Consider the following 21,969-nt stretch of genomic DNA (forward strand, 5'->3'; position numbering starts at 1 on the left):
ACAGTGAACCGGCACCTGTTGGATGAATTTCAATCGCCGTTAGGGGGTAAGCATGGCAATCGATATCGGTATCAGTGAAGAAGACCGCAAATCCATCGTTGAAGGGCTCTCGCGTCTGCTGTCGGACACCTACGTGCTGTATCTGAAGACCCACAACTTCCACTGGAACGTCACCGGGCCGATGTTCCGGACCCTGCATCTGATGTTCGAGGAGCAATACAACGAACTGGCCCTGGCGGTGGACTCGATCGCCGAACGCATCCGGGCGCTGGGGTTTCCGGCGCCGGGCGCATACGCAACCTATGCGCGTCTGTCTTCTATTAAAGAGGAAGAGGGCGTGCCGAGTGCCGAGGACATGATCAAACAATTGGTCGAGGGTCAGGAGGCAGTCACGCGCACGGCGCGGGGGATTTTCCCTCTTCTGGATAAAGTCAGCGACGAGCCGACCGCTGACTTGCTGACCCAGCGTATGCAGGTTCACGAGAAAACCGCGTGGATGTTGCGCGCGCTGCTCGAGGCCTGATGTCGGGACGCGCACGACCCCCTTCGTTCGTGCGCTGTTCTTTTTCTGGAAATGTCGTTCTCTCCTGTAGGAAACAGGGAAAACGATCCATCACTCCATGATCCTCCTTGTTGCGTTGGCTTATCCTACGTGGATGGTCAAAAAGTCATCTGGAACTGCCTTTGCGCCTGCGCTTTTAATGAGGTCACAGGATGTTGCCTTGATAACAGGCGCAAAAATGACAAAGGAGTGTCAACGATATGGAAGATGGAGGCAGGCCAAGAGAAATCGCAGGCGGCTCGCAAAGAGAGAAAGTCACGGAGCCCTTGCTGGGCGGGTTCGATATGGCATTGATCCGGCCGTTGTCCCGTTCGGTGCGTTTGAACGGATTCGCGACCTGCATGCGGCTGGAGCAGGTTTACTGGAACATTCTGGGCCGGATGGCCGAGGACAATTGTTGTTCGGTCGGCACGCTGTTGTCCCGTGTTGATCGTGAAGTGCACCTGCGTCATGGCGGGGTGAAAAACTTCAGCGGTCTGGTGCGGGTTGTTTGTGTGGTGCATGGCCTGCGGGATTCTCCGGGGATGCGCGACGCGGGATGTCACTGACGAGACGGCCTGTGCAGTCTTCCGGCTGCACAGGCCGCATTTAATGGATATAATCCCGCCCTTTCGCCGCACGGCCCTGCGCGTGCTGGCAATCTGATTGCCGAGACAACTCCATGCCGATGTACGATTACCAATGTGCTTCCTGTGGTCATCAGTTGGAAGCCATTCAAAAGATCAGCGACGCTCCACTGGTCGATTGCCCTGCCTGTCAGGCACCGGAACTCAAGAAGCAGCTGTCGATGCCGGGCTTTCGCCTCAGCGGCAGCGGCTGGTACGAAACCGATTTCAAGACCGGCGCGAAGAAGAATCTGGCCGGTGGCGACAAATCTGACTAGGGTTCAAACCCAGGTCGAACGACACGCGTGAGTTTCCACGGGTTGCACTGCTTGAGTGCAGCGGGATCTCCACCGAATTTCGAATTACGAGAAGCGAACCACTACCATGATGCGCAGCCATTATTGCGGCCAACTCAACGAAAGCCTGGAAGGCCAGGAAATTACCCTTTGCGGATGGGTTCACCGTCGTCGCGACCACGGCGGGGTGATTTTCCTCGATATCCGTGATCGTGACGGTCTTGCCCAGGTAGTGTTCGATCCGGATCGCGCCGAGAGTTTCGCCGCTGCCGATCGCGTGCGCAGCGAATACGTCGTGAAGATCACCGGCAAGGTGCGTCTGCGTCCGGCCGGTGCCACCAACGCCAACATGGCGTCGGGCATGATCGAAGTGCTGGGCTACGAGCTGGAAGTGCTGAACGAGTCGGAAACCCCGCCGTTTCCGCTGAACGAGTTCTCCGACGTCGGCGAAGAAACCCGTCTGCGTTATCGCTTCCTCGACCTGCGTCGTCCGGAAATGGCCGAGAAGCTGCGTCTGCGTTCGCGCATGACCACCAGCATCCGTCGCTACCTGGACGAGAACGGCTTCCTCGACGTCGAAACGCCGATCCTGACCCGTGCCACGCCGGAAGGCGCGCGCGACTACCTCGTGCCGAGCCGTACCCACGCCGGTTCGTTCTTTGCCCTGCCGCAGTCGCCACAGCTGTTCAAGCAACTGCTGATGGTCGCCGGCTTCGACCGTTACTACCAGATCGCCAAGTGCTTCCGCGACGAAGACCTGCGTGCCGACCGTCAGCCTGAGTTCACTCAGATCGACATCGAGACCAGCTTCCTCGACGAAAAAGACATCATGGGCCTGACCGAAGGCATGATCCGCAACCTGTTCAAGGAAGTGCTGGGTCTGGAATTCGGCGAGTTCCCGCACATGACGTTCGAAGAAGCCATGCGCCGTTATGGTTCCGACAAGCCAGACCTGCGTAACCCGCTGGAACTGGTCGATGTCGCCGATCAATTGAAAGAAGTTGATTTCAAAGTGTTCAGCGGCCCTGCCAACGACCCGAAATGCCGCATCGCTGCGCTGCGCGTTCCGGGCGGGGCGAGCATGCCGCGCAAGCAGATCGACGACTACACCAAGTTCGTCGGCATCTACGGTGCCAAGGGCCTGGCGTACATCAAGGTCAACGAGCGTGCGGCCGGTGTTGACGGTCTGCAATCGCCGATCGTGAAAAACATTCCGGAAGCCAACCTCAACGTGATCCTCGATCGCGTTGGCGCAGTCGATGGCGACATCGTGTTCTTCGGCGCCGACAAGGCCAAGATCGTCAGCGAAGCCTTGGGCGCACTGCGTATCAAGCTCGGTCACGACCTGAAGCTGCTGACCTGCGAATGGGCGCCGATGTGGGTCGTCGACTTCCCGATGTTCGAAGAGAACGACGACGGCAGCTTCTCGGCGCTGCATCACCCGTTCACTGCGCCGAAGTGCTCGCCGGAAGAGTTGGAAGCCAATCCGGCTGGCGCTCTGTCCCGTGCCTACGACATGGTGCTCAACGGCACCGAGCTGGGTGGCGGTTCGATCCGTATCCACCGCAAAGAGATGCAACAGGCGGTATTCCGTCTGCTGGGCATCAACGAAGCGGAACAGGAAGAGAAGTTCGGCTTCCTGCTCGACGCCCTGAAATACGGCGCGCCGCCGCACGGTGGTCTGGCCTTCGGTCTGGACCGTCTGGTGATGCTGATGACCGGCGCCCAGTCGATCCGTGAAGTGATCGCCTTCCCGAAAACCCAGAGTGCTGCCGACGTGATGACGCAGGCGCCGGGTGTCGTGGATGCCAAGGCCTTGCGCGAATTGCACATTCGTTTGCGCGAAACGCCAAAGGCCGAGTAAGACGGGCCTGAAGGCGCATCTTCGGATGCGCCTTTTTTCTTTCTGCAGTGATTGAAAACAAGATTTTTTGCTGGCCGATGCACCTGCATGGCGGGCATTGTTCAAGAGAATTCGGAGCGAGTTATGGCAGGTCATTCCAAGTGGGCGAACATCAAGCACCGCAAAGAACGCCAGGATGCCAAGAGAGGCAAGATTTTCACCAAGTGGATCCGCGAGCTGACCGTGGCGGCCCGTCAGGGCGGCGGTGATCCGGGCTCCAACCCGCGTCTGCGTCTGGCACTGGACAAGGCGCTGGGCGCCAACATGAGTCGCGACATCATCGACCGTGCCGTGGCCCGTGGCGCCGGTGCGACCGAAGCCGACAACGTTGAAGAGCTGACTTACGAAGGTTACGGTCCGGGCGGCGTGGCGGTGATGGTCGAATGCATGACCGACAACCGCAACCGTACCGCAGCCGCCGTGCGCCACGCGTTCAGCAAGTGTGGCGGCAACCTCGGTACCGACGGTTCGGTGGCGTATCTGTTCGAACGCAAGGGGCAGATCAGCTTTGCCCCGGGCGTCGACGAGGACGCACTGACAGAAGCGGCACTGGAAGCCGATGCCGACGACGTGGTCAGCCACGAAGACGGCTCGATCGACGTGTTCACCTCGTTCACCGGTTTTTACGCAGTGCGCAATGCCCTGGAAGCCGCAGGCTTCAAGGGAGATGACGCGGAAATCGTCATGCAGCCGACCACCAGTGCCGAACTGGACCTGGAGGGCGCCGAGAAGGTACTCAAGCTGATCGACATGCTGGAAGACCTGGACGACGTGCAGAACGTCTACTCCAACGCAGACATTCCGGAAGACGTGGCCGCTCAGCTCGGTTAAGAGCGACTAGGCTTCAATGTGGGAGCTGGCTTGCCAGCGATGGCGTCGGCACATCAGCTATTGATAGTGCCTGACACTCCGTCATCGCTGGCAAGCCAGCTCCCACATTTGTTTTTGTGTTTTTTCGAACCAGCAGGCTTATGACTTTAATTCTTGGTATCGACCCCGGATCGCGCATTACCGGTTACGGCATTGTTCGCGATACCGGACGCGGCGGCTGCATCTACGTCGCCTCGGGTTGTATCCGCACCGGTGCCGGCGAGCTGCATGAGCGGTTGCAGATCGTCTATCGCGGCGTGCGCGAAATCATCCAGACCTACGGCCCGGTGACCATGGGCATCGAAAAGGTGTTCATGGCGAAAAACGCCGATTCTGCGCTGAAACTGGGGCAGGCCCGCGGGGCTGCGATTGTGGCGGGGGCTGAAGAGTGCCTGGAGATTGCCGAGTACACCGCCACTCAGGTCAAACAGGCCGTGGTCGGCACCGGTGCCGCCAATAAAGAGCAGGTGCAGATGATGGTCATGCACATGCTCAAGCTGACCAGCAAACCGCAAATCGACGCATCGGATGCCCTGGCCATCGCCATTTGTCACGCCCACACGCGCTCCAGTCTGTTACCGCATGGCCTGGGAACCGCACGCAGTCGTGGCGGGCGCCTGCGTCTCTGATAGCATCAGCAGTCATTTTTACGGAATGTGGATTTCGTGCCTGGGTTGTCGGCCGTGAATCCATGCTCTGTCGGTCGCCAGCCCACGGCTGGCCAACGCTCAAGGATCTGAAACGTGATTGGACGCTTGCGCGGCACTCTGGCTGAGAAACAGCCGCCGCACCTGATTCTGGATGTAAACGGCCTCGGGTATGAGCTGGAAGTGCCCATGACCACCCTTTATCGTCTGCCGTCGGTCGGTGAACCGCTGACCTTGCACACCCATTTGGTCGTACGCGAAGACGCGCAGTTACTCTATGGTTTTGCCGGCAAGCGTGAGCGAGACTTTTTTCGTGAGTTGATCCGTCTCAATGGTGTGGGGCCGAAACTGGCCCTGGCCTTGATGTCGAGTCTGGAAGTCGATGAGCTGATCCGCTGCGTGCAATCCCAGGACACCTCGGCGCTGACCAAGGTGCCGGGCGTGGGCAAGAAAACCGCCGAGCGTCTGCTGGTCGAGTTGAAGGACCGCTTCAAGGCCTGGGAAACCTCGCCGGCCATGTTTGCCCTGGTACCGAACCAGCCCGACGGCCCGGCGCCGGTCAACACCGCCGAGAACGATGCGGTCAGCGCACTGATTTCCCTGGGCTACAAGCCACAGGAAGCGAGCAAGGCGATTTCCGCGATCAAAGAGAAAGGCCTGAGCAGCGAAGACATGATTCGACGTGCCCTGAAGGGAATGATTTAAGTGATTGAAGCTGATCGTCTGATCGCCGCCACGCACAGTCCGCGTGAGCGCGAAGAAGTCCAGGATCGGGCGATACGTCCCGTCAGCCTGGCCGAATACATCGGCCAGCCGACCGTTCGCGAGCAGATGGAACTGTTTATCCAGGCCGCCCGTGGCCGTGGCGAATCCCTCGACCACACCCTGATCTTCGGTCCGCCGGGGCTGGGTAAAACCACGCTGGCCAACATCATCGCCCAGGAAATGGGCGTGTCGATCAAGAGCACTTCCGGCCCGGTGCTGGAACGGCCGGGGGATCTGGCGGCACTGTTGACCAATCTTGAGCCGCACGACGTGCTGTTCATCGATGAAATCCATCGTCTGTCGCCGATCGTCGAAGAAGTGCTGTACCCGGCCATGGAGGATTTCCAGCTCGACATCATGATCGGTGAAGGACCGGCGGCGCGTTCGATCAAGCTCGATCTGCCGCCGTTCACGCTGGTCGGCGCGACCACGCGTGCCGGTATGCTGACCAACCCGTTGCGCGACCGTTTCGGTATCGTCCAGCGTCTCGAGTTTTACAGCACCGCTGACCTGGCAACGATTGTCAGCCGTTCGGCGAACATTCTTGGCCTGCCGCTGGATCCGGAAGGGTCTTTCGAGATTGCCCGCCGCGCCCGTGGTACGCCGCGAATCGCCAACCGACTGCTGCGCCGGGTGCGGGATTTCGCCGAAGTCCGGGCCAAGGGCCACATCACCAAGGCTGTCGCGGATCTGGCGCTGAACCTGCTGGATGTCGACGAGCACGGTTTCGATCATCAGGACCGGCGTCTGCTGTTGACCATGATCGAGAAATTCGACGGCGGCCCGGTGGGTATCGACAGTCTGGCGGCGGCGATCAGCGAAGAGCGTCACACCATTGAAGACGTGCTCGAGCCTTACCTGATTCAGCAGGGCTACATCATGCGGACACCACGGGGCAGGGTGGTCACCCGCCACGCGTACCTGCATTTTGGTTTAAACATTCCGACACGAATGGGCGAGATGCCCGTGGCAGACGAGTTTCTCGATGCCGTGGACGATTGATACACATTTATTGTCGATTTATTCAGCGTTTGTACTGTCACAGGACGGTACTTTTGCGGTAAAGCCTTTTAACAATGAAAAACAGTTGCCTGGCTGGATTGGCAACCCGAGGAGTAAGCACTAGAGTATGCGCGCGCAAAACGGGCTTGAGCCGTTCGCACATCGTTGTCGCGTTTATTACGAGGACACCGATGCGGGCGGCATCGTGTATTACGTTAATTACCTCAAGTTTATGGAACGGGCTCGAACCGAGCGGCTCCGGGAGCTGGGCTTTGCCCAGTCGGCGCTGGCCGGGGAGGACCTGTTGTTCGTCGTGCATTCCAGCGAAGCGCGTTATCACGCGCCGGCGCGACTGGACGACGAACTTCTGGTAAGCGCTGATGTAATCGAATTGAACCGTGCCAGCCTGCGCTTTCGACAGCAGGTCAGGCGGGCAACGGATAATGTGCTGCTCTGCGAAGGGCAGTTTCTGGTGGCCTGTGTGCGCACTAACAGTTTGAAACCCCGGGCCCTTCCCGAAGACCTGCGTGCGGCCTTTGCCGACGCGGTCGGCACGGGTACACACTCAAAGCAGGAGATAAAGCGTGGAAGCTAACGTCGTCGACCATTCCTCCATGTGGAGCCTGGTCAGCAATGCCAGCATCGTGGTGCAGTTGGTAATGTTGACCCTGGTGGCCGCATCGGTGACCTCATGGATCATGATCTTTCAGCGCAGCAACCTGCTGCGCGCCGGTCGACGCGCTCTGGAGAGCTTCGAAGAGCGCTTCTGGTCGGGTATCGACCTGTCCAAACTCTACCGTCAGGCCGGCAGCAACCCGGATCCGGATTCGGGTGTCGAGCAGATCTTCCGTGCCGGCTTCAAGGAGTTCTCCCGTCTGCGTCAGCAGCCAGGTGTAGATCCTGAAGCGGTGATGGAAGGTGTGGCCCGTGCCATGCGCGTGGCCATCTCCCGCGAAGAAGAAAAGCTTGAGCAGAGCCTGCCGTTCCTCGCCACCGTAGGTTCGGTCAGCCCGTACATCGGTCTGTTCGGTACCGTATGGGGGATCATGAACTCCTTCCGTGGTCTGGCCAGCGCCCAACAGGCCACTCTGGCCACCGTCGCACCCGGCATCGCCGAAGCCCTGATCGCCACCGCGATCGGTCTGTTCGCCGCGATCCCGGCCGTTATCGCTTACAACCGTTTCTCTGCCCGCAGCGAAACCTTGCTGAGCCGCTACTACACCTTCGCCGATGAGTTCCAGGCGATCCTGCACCGCAAAGTGCACACCAGCGAAGAATAAGCAGGTATTTACCGATGGCTTTAATCACTCGAGCCCGACACAAGCGCAAGCCGGTCGCCGAGATGAACGTAGTGCCTTACATCGACGTGATGCTGGTGCTGCTGGTCATCTTCATGGTGACTGCGCCGATGCTCAATCAGGGCGTGAAAGTGGATCTGCCCAAGGTTTCCAGCGAAGCCTTGCCGCAGGACAACAACACCCAGGTGCTGACCATTTCGATCAAGTCGGACAAGACCTACTACTGGAACCTCGGCAGCGAAGTCGACACCGAGAAGCAGCAGGACCGCGCCATGACCCTGCCACAGATGACCGATGCGGTGACCAAGATCATTCGCGCCGGCACTGAAGGCGGCAAGCGTACCCAGGTCTTCATCCGTGGCGACAAGTCCGTCGATTATGGCTCCGTCATGGGCGCCATGGGCGGGTTGCAGAAAGCCGGGGTCGGTAACGTTGGCTTGATCACCGAGGCGCCCTGATGCAGCAACAGCGAGAGCCGTCCGCCTCGGAAAGCTACTTCTGGCCCAGTGTCTGGGCGATTGGCTTGCACGTGCTGGTGTTCGGCATGCTGTTCGTCAGTTTCGCCCTGACCCCGGAGCTGCCGCCGGCCAAGCCGATTGTCCAGGCAACCCTGTACCAGCTGAAATCGAAAAGTCAGGCAACCACCCAGACCAATCAGAAGATTGCGGGTGAGGCGAAGAAATCCGCCGCGCGCCAGACCGAAGTCGAGCAGATGGAGCAGAAAAAGGTCGAGCAGGAAGCGGTGAAGGCTGCGGAACAAAAGAAAGAAGAAGCGGCTCAAAAGGCCGAGGAAGCCAAGAAGGCCGATGAGGCGAAGAAAGCGGACGAGGCGAAGAAGGCTGATGAAGCCAAGAAAGCCGCCGACGCCAAGAAAGCCGCCGAAGCCAAGAAGGCAGAAGAGAAACAATTGGCTGATATAGCCAAGAAGAAAGCCGAAGAAGAAGCCAAGAAGGCTGCTGAAGAAGAGGCCAAGAAAGCGGCCGCTGAAGAAGCCAAGAAGAAGATCGTCGAAGACGCGAAAAAGAAAGCCGCCGAAGACGCCAAGAAGAAAGCTGAAGCTGAAGAGGCGAAGAAGAAAGTCGCCGAAGACGCGAAGAAGAAAGCTGCTGCCGATGCTGCGAAGAAGAAAGCGCAGGAAGCGGCACGTAAATCCGCCGAAGACAAAAAGGCTCAGGCCCTGGCAGATTTGCTTTCCGACACGCCGCAGCGTCAGCAGGCCTTGGCCGATGAGCAGGGCGATGAAGTCGCGGGCAGTTTCGATGACCTGATTCGTGCGCGGGCAGCGGAAGGCTGGGCTCGTCCACCTTCGGCACGCAAAGGCATGACGGTTGTGCTGCAGATCGGCATGTTGCCGGACGGTACGGTGACCTCGGTCAGCGTGGCCAAGTCCAGTGGCGACGGTCCGTTCGATGCGTCGGCAGTGGCAGCGGTCAAGAATATTGGACGTTTGACGGAAATGCAGGGAATGAAGCCGAGCGATTTCGCTCCGTATCGTTCATTCAAGATGACATTCACACCTGAGGATCTAGCCTTGTGAGAAACCTTCTTCGAGGAATGCTGGTCGTGATCTGCTGCATGGCAGGGATCGCGATGGCGGATGAAAAGAACATTCTGGTCACCAGCGGCAGCGATCGGGCAACGCCGATCGCCGTCGTACCGTTCGGTTTCCAGGGCGGTGCCGTCCTGCCGGATGACATGGCTGAAATCATTGGTAACGATTTGCGCAACTCGGGCTATTACTCGCCGATTCCAAAGCAAAACATGATCAGCCAGCCAAGCCAGCCGAGCGAAATCATCTTCCGTGACTGGAAGGCGGTGGGTGCGCAATACATGATGGTCGGCAGCATCGTGCCGGCCGGTGGCCGTCTGCAGGTGCAGTGGGCTCTGTTCAACGTCGCCACCGAGCAGAAAGTGGCTGACGGCAGTGTGTCCGGTACCACTGAACAGCTGCGCGACATGGCGCACTACATCTCCGATCAGTCGTTCGAAAAACTGACCGGCATTAAAGGTGCATTCTCGACTCGTCTGCTGTACGTCACGGCCGAGCGTTTCTCCGAGAAGAACACCCGTTACACCCTGCAGCGCTCTGACTATGACGGCGCCCGCGCCGTGACTCTGCTGCAATCGCGCGAGCCGATCCTGTCGCCGCGTTTTGCACCGGATGGCAAGCGTATCGCCTACGTGTCGTTCGAACAGAAGCGTCCGCGCATCTTCATGCAGAACATCGACACCGGTCGCCGCGAGCAGATCACCAACTTCGAAGGCTTGAACGGCGCGCCAGCCTGGTCGCCGGATGGCAATCGCCTGGCGTTCGTGCTGTCGAAAGACGGTAACCCGGACATCTACGTGATGAACCTCGGTTCGCGTCAGATCACCCGCGTAACCGCAGGTCCTGGCATCAACACCGAACCGTACTGGGGCAAGGATGGTTCGACCATCTACTTCACCTCCGACCGTGGCGGCAAACCGCAGATCTACAAGACCAGCGCTAGTGGTGGCGGTGCCGAGCGTGTGACGTTCGTGGGTAACTACAACGCCAACCCCAAGCTTTCGGCGGATGAAAAGACCCTGGTGATGATCCATCGTCAGGACGGTTTCACCAATTTCAAAGTGGCGGCCCAGGATTTGCAGCGCGGGAGTGTAAAAATCCTCACTGATAGCACTCTGGACGAGTCGCCTACTGTTGCGCCCAACGGCACCATGGTAATCTACGCCACCCGCCAGCAGGGCCGGGGAGTCTTGATGCTCGTGTCCATTAATGGACGCGTGAGGCTCCCGCTTCCTACCGCTCAAGGCGAAGTCAGAGAACCGTCCTGGTCCCCTTACCTGAACTGACGCGGCGCTTTACGTTTTACTTAACACACTGGGGTTCATTAGGAGTTTCACGATGGAAATGCTGAAGTTTGGTAAATTTGCTGCGCTGGCTCTGGCCATGGCTGTAGCTGTAGGTTGCTCGTCCAAAGGCGGCGACAACGCCGGTGAAGGCGCTGTTGATCCAAACGCTGGTTACGGCGCAAACACTGGTGCAGTTGACGGTTCCCTGAGCGAAGAAGCTGCTCTGCGCGCAATCACCACCTTCTACTTCGAATACGACAGCTCGGACCTGAAGCCAGAAGCCATGCGCGCTCTGGACGTTCACGCCAAAGACCTGAAAGCAAACGGCGCTCGCGTTGTTCTGGAAGGCAACACCGACGAACGTGGTACTCGTGAGTACAACATGGCACTGGGCGAGCGTCGTGCGAAAGCCGTTCAGCGCTACCTGGTACTGCAAGGTGTTTCCCCAGCTCAGCTGGAACTGGTTTCCTACGGCGAAGAGCGTCCAGTTGCTACCGGCAACGACGAGCAGTCCTGGGCTCAAAACCGTCGCGTCGAACTGCGTAAGTAATTCGATATGCGAACGTGCCGTCGTGCTGTAACTGTTCTGGCTCTCAGCCTCGCGCCGCTTGCGGCGTGGGCTGCGGTTCCTGTGGTCGATGACAACTCCGGTTATAACAATAGCGGGAGCAGTTATCCGCCTGCAGGTTACGGTACGAACGGCGCCTATGCCGGGGGAGCGGCTTCGGCCCCTGCCTCGGCACAAGGCATGCTGTTCAACCAACTGCAACAAATGCAGGATCAGATATCGCGCCAGCAAGGCGTGATCGAAGAACTGCAGAACCAGGTTTCGCGCATGAAGCAGGAATCCCTGGAGCGATACCAGGATCTTGATCGGCGCATAGGATCCGGCGTAGCACCTGCCGCGACTCCCGAGAATTCTTCTGCCGGTGGCGATGCAAGTGCTGCTGCCGGCGCCGCCGCTGGAGCCGGGGCCGCTGCGGCCGCCCAGGCACCTGCCGCAGGCGGCGAACCCGCTGATCCGGCCAAGGAAAAGCTGTATTACGAAGCCGCTTTCGACCTGATCAAGGCCAAGGATTTCGACAAGGCCAGCCAGGCGTTTGCCGCTTTCCTGCGTAAATACCCGAACAGCCAATATGCGGGCAACGCCCAGTACTGGCTGGGTGAAGTGAACCTGGCCAAAGGCGATCTGCAAGGTGCAGGTCAGGCTTTCGCCAAGGTTTCGCAGCTGTATCCCAAGCATGCCAAAGTGCCGGATTCGCTGTACAAGCTGGCTGACGTAGAGCGCCGCCTCGGTCATACCGACAAGGTCAAAGGCATTCTGCAGCAGGTGGTGGCCCAGTATCCGGGTACATCCGCCGCTCAGTTGGCCCAGCGCGATCTGCAACGCATGTAATACGTTTTACCCGTTTGGAAGAAACCCGCGCTTGTCGCGGGTTTTTTCGTTAGAATTCACGCCCTTTTATGAAACACGCTTCTGGTGATCTACGCGTTGGCGGGGTTGCCTGAAGTGCCTGACGGAGGCGGACAGCCTGTTTAGCTGTTACGCCCGTGGCGACTATGCAAGACACATTGAGAATCACCGAAGTTTTCTACTCGTTGCAGGGGGAAACGCGGACTGCCGGGCTGCCCACGGTTTTTGTGCGCCTGACCGGTTGCCCATTGCGTTGCCAATACTGCGACAGTGCCTACGCGTTCAGCGGCGGCACGATCCGCACCCTCGACGACATCCTGGAGCAAGTGGCCGGCTTTCGCCCGCGCTACGTCTGTGTCACTGGCGGTGAGCCGCTGGCACAACCCAATGCCCTCCCTTTGCTCAAGCAGTTGTGCGATGCCGGCTACGAAGTCTCGCTGGAAACCAGCGGCGCCCTCGACATCTCGGCGGTCGATCCGCGGGTCAGTCGGGTAGTCGATCTGAAGACGCCTGACTCGAAAGAGGCCCATCGCAACCGTTACGAGAACATCGAACTGCTGACACCCAACGATCAGGTGAAGTTTGTCATCTGCTCGCGGGAGGACTATGACTGGGCGGTATCGAAGCTGATCCAGTACGGTCTTGAGCGACGTGCAGGTGAAGTGCTGTTTTCCCCAAGTCACCACGACCTGAATGCTCGGGACCTGGCGGACTGGGTGGTGGCGGATAACCTGCCAGTGCGCCTGCAACTGCAGCTGCATAAATATCTATGGAATGACGAGCCGGGGCGCTGAGATGACTGAACAACTGAACACTAGCCAAAAACGTGCGGTCATCCTGCTGTCGGGTGGTCTGGACTCGGCCACTGTCGTGGCCATGGCCCGTGCTGAAGGCTACGCCTGCTATACCATGAGTTTCGATTACGGTCAGCGTTCCCATGCCGAACTGCATGCCGCTGCTCGCGTTGCCCGCGATCTGGGTGTGGTCGAGCACAAGGTGATCGGCCTGAACCTGAACGGTATGGGCGGTTCGGCCCTGACCGACACCAGCATCGATATCCCGGAAGAGTTGGGCGAAGGTATTCCGGTGACTTACGTGCCGGCGCGCAACACGGTTTTCCTGTCGCTGGCTCTGGGCTGGGCTGAGGTGCTCGGCGCCCGTGACATCTTTATCGGCGTCAACGCGGTGGACTATTCCGGTTATCCGGATTGCCGTCCCGAGTTCATCGAGTCGTTCGAGCGCATGGCCAATCTGGCGACCAAGGCCGGCGTAGAAGGCAATGGTTTCCGCATCCAGGCACCGCTGCAGAACCTGAGCAAGGCGCAGATCGTCCAGGCGGGCGTGAAGCTTGGCGTTGATTACGGGTTGACCGTTTCCTGCTATCAGGCCGACGATGACGGCCGTGCCTGCGGCAAATGTGACAGCTGCCGACTGCGTGCCGAAGGCTTCGCGGCGGCCGGAGTCAGCGACCCGACACCTTATTTTTGATTTTTTTTAAATTAGGTGTTGAATAGTCCTTAAAAATCAGTATTATACGCGCCACCACACAGCGGGTCGTTAGCTCAGTTGGTAGAGCAGTTGGCTTTTAACCAATTGGTCGTAGGTTCGAATCCCACACGACCCACCATTTTTGCTGTTTTAAAAGTCTGGAAGGCCCACGAAAGTGAGGATTTCCGGATTTTTTTTTGCCTGCGATTCGGGCATTCCCCCCTTCGTTTCTTCTCGCCGTGACGCAGGTCAGAATCATCTTTTGTATCAACGGGATATTCTGTAGCCTTGCGCAGCTTCAATGCTGTCCGTGCCTGATAATACTCACTCTCCCGGCGGTACCCTCAAGCGGTCCGGAGCCGGGTGTATACTCGACTTTCGCGCGAATGCGCCTGCAGGTCTTGCGAACATGACGCAGATTTCCGAACGCCTTCTGGTACAAGCCCACCTCGACGCCAAGCAGCCCAAGCCGCTGACTGCCGAGGAAGAGGCTTATTACCGTTCCGCCATCGCCGCCGAGCTCAAGGCTCAGGACGCGGTGCTGGTTGCCCACTTCTATTGCGATCCGATCATCCAGGCACTCGCCGAAGAAACCGGCGGTTGTGTTTCCGACTCCCTGGAAATGGCCCGCTTCGGCAATGCCCATCCGGCCAAGACCGTGGTGGTTGCCGGCGTGAAATTCATGGGCGAGACCGCGAAGATTCTCAACCCTGAAAAACGCGTGCTGATGCCGACTCTGGAGGCGACCTGTTCGCTGGATCTGGGTTGCCCGGTGGACGAGTTCTCGGCGTTCTGCGATCAGCATCCGGAACGCACCGTGGTGGTGTATGCCAACACCTCGGCCGCCGTCAAAGCACGAGCCGACTGGGTAGTGACCTCCAGTTGCGCACTGGAAATCGTCGAAAGCCTGATGGACAACGGCGAAACCATTATCTGGGGTCCGGACAAGCACCTTGGCACCTACATCCAGCGTCAGACCGGCGCCGACATGCTGCTCTGGGATGGTGCATGCATCGTCCACGAAGAGTTCAAGTCCAAGCAGCTGGAAGACATGAAAGCGCTGTACCCGGACGCCGCCATTCTGGTGCACCCGGAATCGCCGACGTCAGTGATCGAACTGGCGGATGCCGTGGGTTCTACCAGTCAGCTGATTGCCGCCGCTCAATCGCTGCCGAACAAGACCCTGATCGTCGCTACCGACCGTGGCATCTTCTACAAGATGCAGCAGCTGTGCCCGGACAAGGTCTTCATCGAAGCGCCAACCGCCGGTAACGGCGCAGCGTGCCGCAGTTGCGCACATTGCCCGTGGATGGCCATGAACACCCTTGAGCGCACGCTCAAGTGCCTGAAGGAGGGCTCGAACGAGATCTTCGTCGACCCGGCCCTGATTCCCCAGGCGATTCGTCCGCTCAAACGCATGCTCGATTTCACTCAGGCCGCGCGGATGAAACTGGCCGGCAACGCCTGACCTTGAGACGCAAACAAAAACGCCCCGATTGGATCGGGGCGTTTTTGTATCTGGAAGATTATTTGGCTTTTTTTGGAATTCGCACGAGTTGCGTGTCGGAGTAGATGTCATGCCAGGCGCGTTTCTGTTTGTCGAACAGCGACCAGAAGAACCCAAGGCCCAGGCACAGCCACGACGCAATCGACACCATGAACCGCAACAGCGCCTGCCACAGGCTGATGGCGGTGCCATCGGCGTTCTGCACGCGAATGCCCCAGACCTGCATGCCCAGGGTCTGCCCGGCGTGGGTCCAGAACTTGGCGAAGAAGCCGAACAGCACCAGCAGCAGCACCGTGGAGTACAGTGGATCGCCATCCAGCTGCCCGGCATCGGTGAGAACCCGCAGGCGTTCTTCGCCGATGATCGAGGCCTGGATCATCTTGTAGAGGCCGCCGGTCACGATCAGCAGGGCGGTGCACAGCAGAAAGTCATAGAACATTGCTGCCAGACGACGGCCGAGGCCGACGGCGGGGAAATTGCCCTGGGGCGTGAGCAGGTGTTTCGACATGGCAGCCTCTGGACGGAAAGTGAAGCGCCATTTTACGGATTTGCGCCCACAAAAAAGCCCCTGATATCAATATCAGGGGCTTTTTTGTTACAGAAATCAGGCTTCTGCGATGACTTCGTCAGCTTGCATGCCTTTCTGGCCCTGCACAGCAATGAAGGTCACTTTCTGGCCTTCTTTCAGGCTCTTGAAGCCGTTGCCCTGAATGGCGCGGAAATGCACGAACAGATCCGGACCGCTTTCTGGAGTGATAAAACCAAAACCTTTCTCGTCGTTAAACCACTTGACGGTACCGCTCTGACGTGTGGACATTTCTTATTTCCTTTGACGCAAAAAATTGATGACAGTCTCCTTCTCATGAAAGAGTACTGGGGCTGGTTGCAGGAGAGTAAGAAGACGTCGAACGGGATGTAGCTAACTTGTAGGCTACTGCCCAGGTCACGATTCCAAGCTGACCCATGCAAACACAGTGGACAAACTCTACGCCAACTACGGGAGAAAAAACAAGCCCCGCGAAGGCCCCGGTTTTCCTGCGCTTGCTGGCACTTAGTCGATTCACTAGTCCGGCTTATACGATTAGCTTGTTCAATTGTTTTCGAACGTTATAAGCCAAGTTCATATTCGAATCGTATGTAAGCGGAGTGCACTGTTTTATGGCGATTGCGTTACAGATTAGTGCACGCATAACGCAATCGCGTTACTTATGGAAACAGTCAATTAGCCGCGATAGTAGCGTTGTGGAACAAATGGCATTTTGCTTACAAGCAATGGCACCTTTTTCCCACGAACAATCGCCCAAACTGGCGTGTCGAGTGCGACGTAGGCGCTGTCCAGATAACCCATGGCCAGCGGGCCGCTCAGGGTCGGACCGAAACCGCCGCTGCACACGCTGCCGATGATCTCGCCCGCTTCGTTGACGATCTCTGCACCTTCTCGGACCGGCGTACGCTCTTGCGGCAGCAGGCCGACGCGTTTGCGCGAAACGCCGTTCTGCTGTTGAGCGAAGACTTGTTCAGCACCCGGGAAACCACCGGCGCGCGCACCATCGGCACGCCGAGGCTTGGAGATGGCCCACAGCAGGCTGGCCTCGATCGGGGTGGTCTCGGTGTTCATGTCGTGGCCGTACAGGCACAGACCGGCTTCCAGGCGCAGCGAGTCACGGGCGCCGAGGCCGATGGCGGCGACTTCCGGTTCGGCCAGCAGGGTGCGGGCGAGTTTTTCCGCATCGGCTGCCGGAACGGAGATTTCGAAACCGTCTTCACCGGTATAGCCCGAACGGCTGACATAGCAGTCAATGCCCAGCAGCTTCACGCGGGTGAACTGCATGAAGGTCATTTTCGCCACTTCCGGCGCCAGGCGTGCCAGTACGGTCACGGCGGCCGGGCCTTGCAGGGCGAGCAGGGCACGCTCTTCGAACCATTGCTCGATCTTGCACTGGTCGCCGATGTGTTTTTGCAGATGGGCCAGGTCCTGGTCCTTGCACGCCGCGTTGACCACCAGGAACAGCTCGTCATTGCCGAGGTTGGCGACCATCAGGTCATCGAGGATGCCGCCGGTTTCGTTGGTGAACATCGCGTAGCGCTGCATGCCCACCGGCAGGTCGATGATGTCCACCGGCACCAGGGTTTCCAGGGCCTTGGCGGCATCGGCGCCGGTCAGGCGGATCTGGCCCATGTGCGAGACATCGAACAGCCCGGCCTGCTCACGGGTGTGCTGGTGTTCCTTCATCACGCCCAGCGGGTATTGCACCGGCATGTCGTAGCCGGCGAACGGCACCATGCGGGCGCCGAGTTCGATGTGCAAAGCGTGCAGCGGGGTTTTCGACAGTTGTTCGGTGGACATGCGTGACTCCTTGATTCACACCAACCCTCTCCCGCAGGGAGAGGGGGCTAATTAACACTCGATAATGTTGACTGCCAGACCGCCACGGGCGGTCTCCTTGTATTTGCTTTTCATGTCGGCGCCGGTCTGGCGCATGGTGCGGATCACCTTGTCGAGGGAGACGAAGTGCTGCCCGTCTCCGCGCATGGCCATGCGCACAGCATTGATTGCCTTGACCGAGCCCATGGCGTTGCGCTCGATGCACGGCACCTGCACCAGCCCGCCGATCGGGTCGCAGGTCAGGCCGAGGTTGTGTTCCATGCCGATTTCAGCAGCGTTTTCCACTTGCTGAACGCTGCCACCCAGGACCTCGCACAACGCGCCGGCCGCCATCGAACAGGCCACGCCGACTTCGCCCTGACAGCCGACTTCAGCCCCGGAAATCGAGGCGTTTTCCTTGTACAGAATGCCGATGGCCGCCGCGGTCAGCAGGAAGCGCACCACGCCGTCATCATTCGCGCCGGGAATAAAGCGCATGTAGTAATGCAGCACGGCCGGAATGATCCCCGCCGCGCCATTGGTCGGTGCCGTGACCACGCGCCCGCCGTTGGCGTTTTCTTCGTTGACGGCCAGAGCGTAGAGGTTGACCCAGTCCAGCACCGACAGCGGATCGCGCAGCGACGATTCCGGGTTCTTGCACAGTTGCCGGTGCAACGCCGCCGCCCGTCGCTTGACCTTCAGGCCGCCCGGCAGGATCCCTTCGTTGCGACAGCCGGCGGCCACGCAGTCCTGCATCACTTGCCAGATTCTCAGCAGGCCGGCGCGGGTTTCCGCTTCCGGGCGCCAGGCACTTTCGTTGGTCAGCATCACCTGACTGATCGACAGGCCATAGGTGGCGCAGTGACCGAGCAAGTCCTTGGCACTCTTGAACGGGAAGGTCAGCGGTGTGGCGTCTTCGACGATGCGGTCGGCGCCGGCCGCATCTTCGTCGACCACAAACCCACCGCCGACCGAGTAGTACTCGCGGCTGCGGATCTGCAATCCTGCTGCATCGAAGGCACGGAAAATCATGCCGTTGGGGTGATAGGCCAACGGCTTGCGGATCATTGCCAGGTGTTCTTTCTCGTTGAACGCAATGCTGTGTTCGCCGAGCAGGTTCAAACGCCCGTTGCCACGAATCTGCGAGAGACGGGCGGCGACGGTTTCGGTATCCACGGTGTCCGGGTGTTCACCTTCCAGGCCCAGCAGCACGGCCTTGTCGCTGCCGTGGCCCTTGCCGGTGGCGCCGAGGGATCCATACAACTCGACCCTGACGCTGGTGGTGGCCGACAACAGGTTTTCCCGACGCAGGCCTTCGACGAAGCGCGCAGCTGCGCGCATCGGGCCGACGGTGTGGGAACTGGAGGGGCCGATGCCAATCTTGAACAGGTCGAACACGCTTAACGACATGGTTGTTCTCCGGTTTCTTGTTATAGGAATTGGCGGAATATCAGGCTTGATGCATTCCCTTGTGAGAGCTGGCAAGTCAGCTCCCACAAGGGATTTTGGTGTGGCTGAAATCGGGGAAGGTAAGCCTGCCCCTCATTCGTTTAAGCGTAGCTTTCGATCGACGGGCAGGCGCAGACCAGATTGCGGTCGCCGAACACGTTGTCGACGCGACCGACCGGCGGCCAGTACTTGCCTTCAATCAACGACGCCACCGGGTACACCGCTTGCTCGCGGCTGTACGGGTGAGTCCACTCGCCGACCAGCTTCGCTGCGGTGTGCGGAGCGTTCTTCAGCGGGTTGTCGTCCTTGTCCAGGGTGCCGTTTTCCACCGCGCGGATTTCTTCGCGGATGCGGATCATGGCGTCGCAGAAGCGGTCCAGCTCTTCCTTGGATTCACTTTCGGTCGGCTCGATCATCAGCGTGCCGGCCACCGGGAACGACATGGTCGGGGCGTGGAAGCCGAAGTCGATCAGGCGCTTGGCGACGTCATCGACGCTGATGCCGCTGCTGTCTTTCAACGGGCGCAGATCCAGGATGCACTCGTGCGCCACCAGACCGTTGCTGCCGGTGTACAGCACAGGGTAGTGCTCTTCCAGGCGACGGGAAATGTAGTTGGCATTGAGGATCGCCAGTTGCGAAGCGCGCTTCAGACCGGCGCCACCCATCATGCGAATGTACATCCAGGTGATCGGCAGAATGCTCGCGCTGCCGAACGGTGCCGCGCAGACCGCGCCCTCCTTGCGGTCCATGTGGCCGTGGCCCGGCAGGAACGGAGTCAGGTGCGATTTCACGCCGATCGGGCCGACGCCCGGGCCGCCACCGCCGTGCGGAATGCAGAAAGTCTTGTGCAGGTTCAGGTGCGACACGTCGCCGCCGAACTTGCCGGGTGCGCAGAGGCCGACCATCGCGTTCATGTTGGCGCCGTCGATGTACACCTGGCCGCCGTTGTCATGAATGATGCCGCAGATTTCGCGGATGCCTTCTTCGAACACGCCGTGGGTCGACGGGTAGGTGATCATCAGCGCGGCGAGGTGTTCGCGGTGCTCGATGGCCTTGGCGCGCAGGTCTTCGATGTCCACGTTGCCGCGAGCGTCGCAGGCGGTCACGACCACGCGCATGCCGGCCATGTTGGCGGTCGCCGGGTTGGTGCCGTGGGCGGACGACGGGATCAGGCAGATGTCGCGACGGTCTTCGCCACGGCTCTGGTGATAGGCGCGGATCGCCAGCAGACCTGCGTACTCACCTTGGGAACCGGCGTTCGGTTGCAGGGAGATCGAGTCGTAACCGGTGGCGGCGCAGAGCATCGCTTCCAGTTCATCGGTCAGTTGCTGGTAACCGGCGCTTTGCTCGGCCGGAGCGAACGGGTGCAGGGCGCCGAATTCGGCCCAGGTCACCGGGATCATTTCGCTGGCGGCGTTGAGTTTCATGGTGCACGAGCCCAGCGGGATCATGGTGCGATCCAGTGCCAGGTCCTTGTCCGCCAGTTTGCGCAGGTAGCGCATCAGCTCGGTTTCCGAGTGATAACGGTTGAACACCGGGTGGCTGAGGATCGGTGACTGACGAACCAGTGCGGCTGGAATCGTGCTTTGCGCGGCAGCGGCCAGAGCAGTGAAATCCGGCAGGGTCTTGCCGTCGGCGAACAGGCTCCACAGGGTTTCGATGTCGGCCTGGGTGGTGGTTTCGTCGACCGACAGGCCCAGGCGCTGGGCATCGATCACACGCAGGTTGATCTGTTGGGCGCGAGCCTTGTCGTGCAACGCGGCGGTTTGCGCGCCGGTGGCCAGGGTCAGGGTGTCGAAGAAGCTGGCTTGCTCGACGGTCACGCCCAGTGCGCTCAGGCCCTTGGCCAGGATCGCGGTCAGGTGATGCACGCGGTTGGCAATCCGGGTCAGGCCTTTCGGGCCGTGGTACACGGCGTACATGCTGGCGATGTTGGCCAGCAGCACTTGCGCGGTGCAGATGTTCGACGTGGCTTTCTCGCGGCGGATGTGTTGCTCGCGGGTCTGCATCGCCAGACGCAGCGCCGGCTTGCCGAAGCGGTCAACCGAAACACCGACCAGACGGCCCGGCATGTCGCGCTTGAACGCATCTTTGGTGGAGAAGTAAGCCGCGTGCGGGCCACCGAAGCCCAGCGGCACGCCGAAGCGTTGGGCGCTGCCGATGGCCACGTCGGCGCCGAATTCGCCCGGCGGGGTCAGCAGGGTCAGGGCCAGCAGGTCAGCGGCCACGGCTACCAAGGCGTTGGCAGCGTGGAAGCGTTCGGTCAGTGCGCGGTAGTCGAACACATCACCGTTGCTCGCCGGGTATTGCAGCAGTGCGCCGAAGAACGGCGTCACGTCGGTCAGTTCACGCTCGTCGCCCACGACCACGTCGATGCCCAGCGGCTCGGCACGGGTGCGCAGCACATCGAGGGTTTGCGGGTGGCTGTGGATCGAGGCGAAGAACTGGTGGCTGCCCTTGTTCTTGCTCAGGCGTTTGCAGAAGGTCATGGCTTCGGCAGCCGCGGTGGCTTCGTCGAGCAGGGAGGCGTTGGCGATCGGCAGGCCGGTGAGGTCGCTGATCAGGGTCTGGAAGTTCAGCAGCGCTTCGAGACGGCCCTGGGAAATTTCCGGCTGGTACGGGGTGTAGGCGGTGTACCAGGCCGGGTTTTCCAGCAGGTTGCGCAGAATCGGCGATGGCGTGTGGCAGTTGTAGTAGCCCTGACCGATGTAGGTCTTGAACAGCTGGTTCTTGCCGGCGATGCCTTTGATCATCGCCAGGGCATCGGCTTCGCTCAGGCCGTCGTCGAGGCCGAGCACGCTGGTGCCCTTGATGCTTTCCGGGATGACGCTGGCGCTCAGGGCTTCGAGCGAGTCGAAGCCGAGGCTGTTGAGCATGGCTTGCTCGTCACTGGCGCGCGGGCCGATGTGACGGGCGATGAATTCATTGGCGGTGCCGAGATTTACTTGGGTCATGTCAGGTTC

The 21,969-nt window shown here is 59.8% G+C and carries 23 protein-coding genes and 1 tRNA gene; 19 read left to right on the plus strand and 5 right to left on the minus strand.

Annotation, left to right across the window (positions count from 1 at the left end):
• Window positions 1-52: 52 nt before the first annotated feature.
• The 19 genes from L6D81_RS02510 (at window position 53) to nadA (ending at window position 15,153) form a co-directional block, all read left to right on the plus strand.
• Window positions 53-523, plus strand: a complete 471-nt coding sequence (locus L6D81_RS02510) for a Dps family protein (protein WP_007951212.1) — start codon at window positions 53-55, stop codon at window positions 521-523.
• A 239-nt stretch (window positions 524-762) separates the two neighbouring features.
• The gene (locus L6D81_RS02515; protein ID WP_236177785.1) at window positions 763-1,110 is read left to right on the plus strand and encodes a ribbon-helix-helix domain-containing protein; all 348 of its coding nucleotides are present in this window, start codon (window positions 763-765) and stop codon (window positions 1,108-1,110) included.
• A gap of 113 nt (window positions 1,111-1,223) precedes the next feature.
• The gene (locus L6D81_RS02520; RefSeq protein WP_007951210.1) at window positions 1,224-1,445 is read left to right on the plus strand and encodes an FmdB family zinc ribbon protein; all 222 of its coding nucleotides are present in this window, start codon (window positions 1,224-1,226) and stop codon (window positions 1,443-1,445) included.
• 106 nt (window positions 1,446-1,551) lie between these two features.
• On the plus strand, window positions 1,552-3,327 hold the full coding sequence (aspS, locus tag L6D81_RS02525; RefSeq protein ID WP_064599001.1) for an aspartate--tRNA ligase: 1,776 nt from the start codon (window positions 1,552-1,554) through the stop codon (window positions 3,325-3,327).
• Between the two features lie 123 nt (window positions 3,328-3,450).
• Window positions 3,451-4,197, plus strand: coding sequence for a YebC/PmpR family DNA-binding transcriptional regulator (locus L6D81_RS02530; RefSeq protein ID WP_085745204.1), 747 nt, complete (start codon window positions 3,451-3,453; stop codon window positions 4,195-4,197).
• A gap of 140 nt (window positions 4,198-4,337) precedes the next feature.
• The gene (gene ruvC / locus L6D81_RS02535; RefSeq protein ID WP_007962095.1) at window positions 4,338-4,865 is read left to right on the plus strand and encodes a crossover junction endodeoxyribonuclease RuvC; all 528 of its coding nucleotides are present in this window, start codon (window positions 4,338-4,340) and stop codon (window positions 4,863-4,865) included.
• 114 nt (window positions 4,866-4,979) lie between these two features.
• Entirely contained in the window at window positions 4,980-5,588 is a 609-nt protein-coding gene (gene ruvA, locus L6D81_RS02540) for a Holliday junction branch migration protein RuvA (RefSeq protein ID WP_007951205.1), read from the plus strand.
• Window positions 5,589-6,650 (plus strand): Holliday junction branch migration DNA helicase RuvB, encoded by a 1,062-nt coding sequence (ruvB, locus tag L6D81_RS02545; protein WP_236177786.1) that lies wholly within the window; start codon window positions 5,589-5,591, stop codon window positions 6,648-6,650.
• A gap of 127 nt (window positions 6,651-6,777) precedes the next feature.
• Window positions 6,778-7,245, plus strand: coding sequence for a tol-pal system-associated acyl-CoA thioesterase (gene ybgC / locus L6D81_RS02550; RefSeq protein ID WP_007951203.1), 468 nt, complete (start codon window positions 6,778-6,780; stop codon window positions 7,243-7,245).
• Complete coding sequence (gene tolQ / locus L6D81_RS02555; protein WP_007912733.1) at window positions 7,235-7,930, plus strand: protein TolQ; 696 nt, start codon at window positions 7,235-7,237, stop codon at window positions 7,928-7,930. Before ybgC ends, tolQ begins: the two co-directional genes overlap by 11 nt.
• A 23-nt stretch (window positions 7,931-7,953) precedes the next feature.
• Entirely contained in the window at window positions 7,954-8,406 is a 453-nt protein-coding gene (gene tolR, locus L6D81_RS02560; protein ID WP_162130475.1) for a protein TolR, read from the plus strand.
• On the plus strand, window positions 8,406-9,485 hold the full coding sequence (tolA, locus tag L6D81_RS02565) for a cell envelope integrity protein TolA (protein ID WP_236177787.1): 1,080 nt from the start codon (window positions 8,406-8,408) through the stop codon (window positions 9,483-9,485). Before tolR ends, tolA begins: the two co-directional genes overlap by 1 nt.
• A gap of 17 nt (window positions 9,486-9,502) precedes the next feature.
• Window positions 9,503-10,783, plus strand: coding sequence for a Tol-Pal system beta propeller repeat protein TolB (gene tolB, locus L6D81_RS02570; protein ID WP_186621582.1), 1,281 nt, complete (start codon window positions 9,503-9,505; stop codon window positions 10,781-10,783).
• Between the two features lie 52 nt (window positions 10,784-10,835).
• A complete protein-coding gene (gene pal / locus L6D81_RS02575) occupies window positions 10,836-11,333 on the plus strand; it encodes a peptidoglycan-associated lipoprotein Pal (RefSeq protein ID WP_003178634.1) in 498 nt (165 codons plus the stop codon).
• 6 nt (window positions 11,334-11,339) lie between these two features.
• Window positions 11,340-12,179 (plus strand): tol-pal system protein YbgF, encoded by an 840-nt coding sequence (ybgF, locus tag L6D81_RS02580; RefSeq protein WP_236177788.1) that lies wholly within the window; start codon window positions 11,340-11,342, stop codon window positions 12,177-12,179.
• A gap of 164 nt (window positions 12,180-12,343) precedes the next feature.
• A complete protein-coding gene (queE, locus tag L6D81_RS02585; RefSeq protein ID WP_236177789.1) occupies window positions 12,344-12,991 on the plus strand; it encodes a 7-carboxy-7-deazaguanine synthase QueE in 648 nt (215 codons plus the stop codon).
• Between the two features lies 1 nt (window position 12,992).
• Window positions 12,993-13,685 (plus strand): 7-cyano-7-deazaguanine synthase QueC, encoded by a 693-nt coding sequence (gene queC / locus L6D81_RS02590; RefSeq protein WP_115078982.1) that lies wholly within the window; start codon window positions 12,993-12,995, stop codon window positions 13,683-13,685.
• Between the two features lie 63 nt (window positions 13,686-13,748).
• Window positions 13,749-13,824, plus strand: a tRNA-Lys gene (locus L6D81_RS02595).
• Window positions 13,825-14,094: 270 nt separating this feature from the next.
• Window positions 14,095-15,153 carry a quinolinate synthase NadA gene (gene nadA / locus L6D81_RS02600; protein ID WP_039766022.1) on the plus strand — a complete coding sequence of 353 codons (1,059 nt, stop codon included), beginning with the start codon at window positions 14,095-14,097 and terminating at the stop codon, window positions 15,151-15,153.
• 58 nt (window positions 15,154-15,211) lie between these two features.
• Here the strand turns inward: nadA and L6D81_RS02605 are convergent, their stop codons facing one another.
• From L6D81_RS02605 to gcvP, 5 genes are all read right to left on the minus strand, one after another.
• The gene (locus L6D81_RS02605; RefSeq protein ID WP_236177790.1) at window positions 15,212-15,700 is read right to left on the minus strand and encodes an RDD family protein; all 489 of its coding nucleotides are present in this window, start codon (window positions 15,698-15,700) and stop codon (window positions 15,212-15,214) included.
• A gap of 96 nt (window positions 15,701-15,796) precedes the next feature.
• Complete coding sequence (locus tag L6D81_RS02610; RefSeq protein WP_236177791.1) at window positions 15,797-16,009, minus strand: cold-shock protein; 213 nt, start codon at window positions 16,007-16,009, stop codon at window positions 15,797-15,799.
• 405 nt (window positions 16,010-16,414) lie between these two features.
• Window positions 16,415-17,539 carry a glycine cleavage system aminomethyltransferase GcvT gene (gcvT, locus tag L6D81_RS02615; RefSeq protein WP_236177792.1) on the minus strand — a complete coding sequence of 375 codons (1,125 nt, stop codon included), beginning with the start codon at window positions 17,537-17,539 and terminating at the stop codon, window positions 16,415-16,417.
• A gap of 51 nt (window positions 17,540-17,590) precedes the next feature.
• Entirely contained in the window at window positions 17,591-18,967 is a 1,377-nt protein-coding gene (locus L6D81_RS02620) for an L-serine ammonia-lyase (protein WP_236177793.1), read from the minus strand.
• Window positions 18,968-19,107: 140 nt separating this feature from the next.
• Window positions 19,108-21,960 carry an aminomethyl-transferring glycine dehydrogenase gene (gene gcvP / locus L6D81_RS02625; RefSeq protein ID WP_236177794.1) on the minus strand — a complete coding sequence of 951 codons (2,853 nt, stop codon included), beginning with the start codon at window positions 21,958-21,960 and terminating at the stop codon, window positions 19,108-19,110.
• Between the last annotated feature and the right edge of the window lie 9 nt (window positions 21,961-21,969).

The sequence above is a fragment of the Pseudomonas sputi genome, from assembly GCF_021603585.1.
Lineage (GTDB): Bacteria > Pseudomonadota > Gammaproteobacteria > Pseudomonadales > Pseudomonadaceae > Aquipseudomonas > Aquipseudomonas sputi.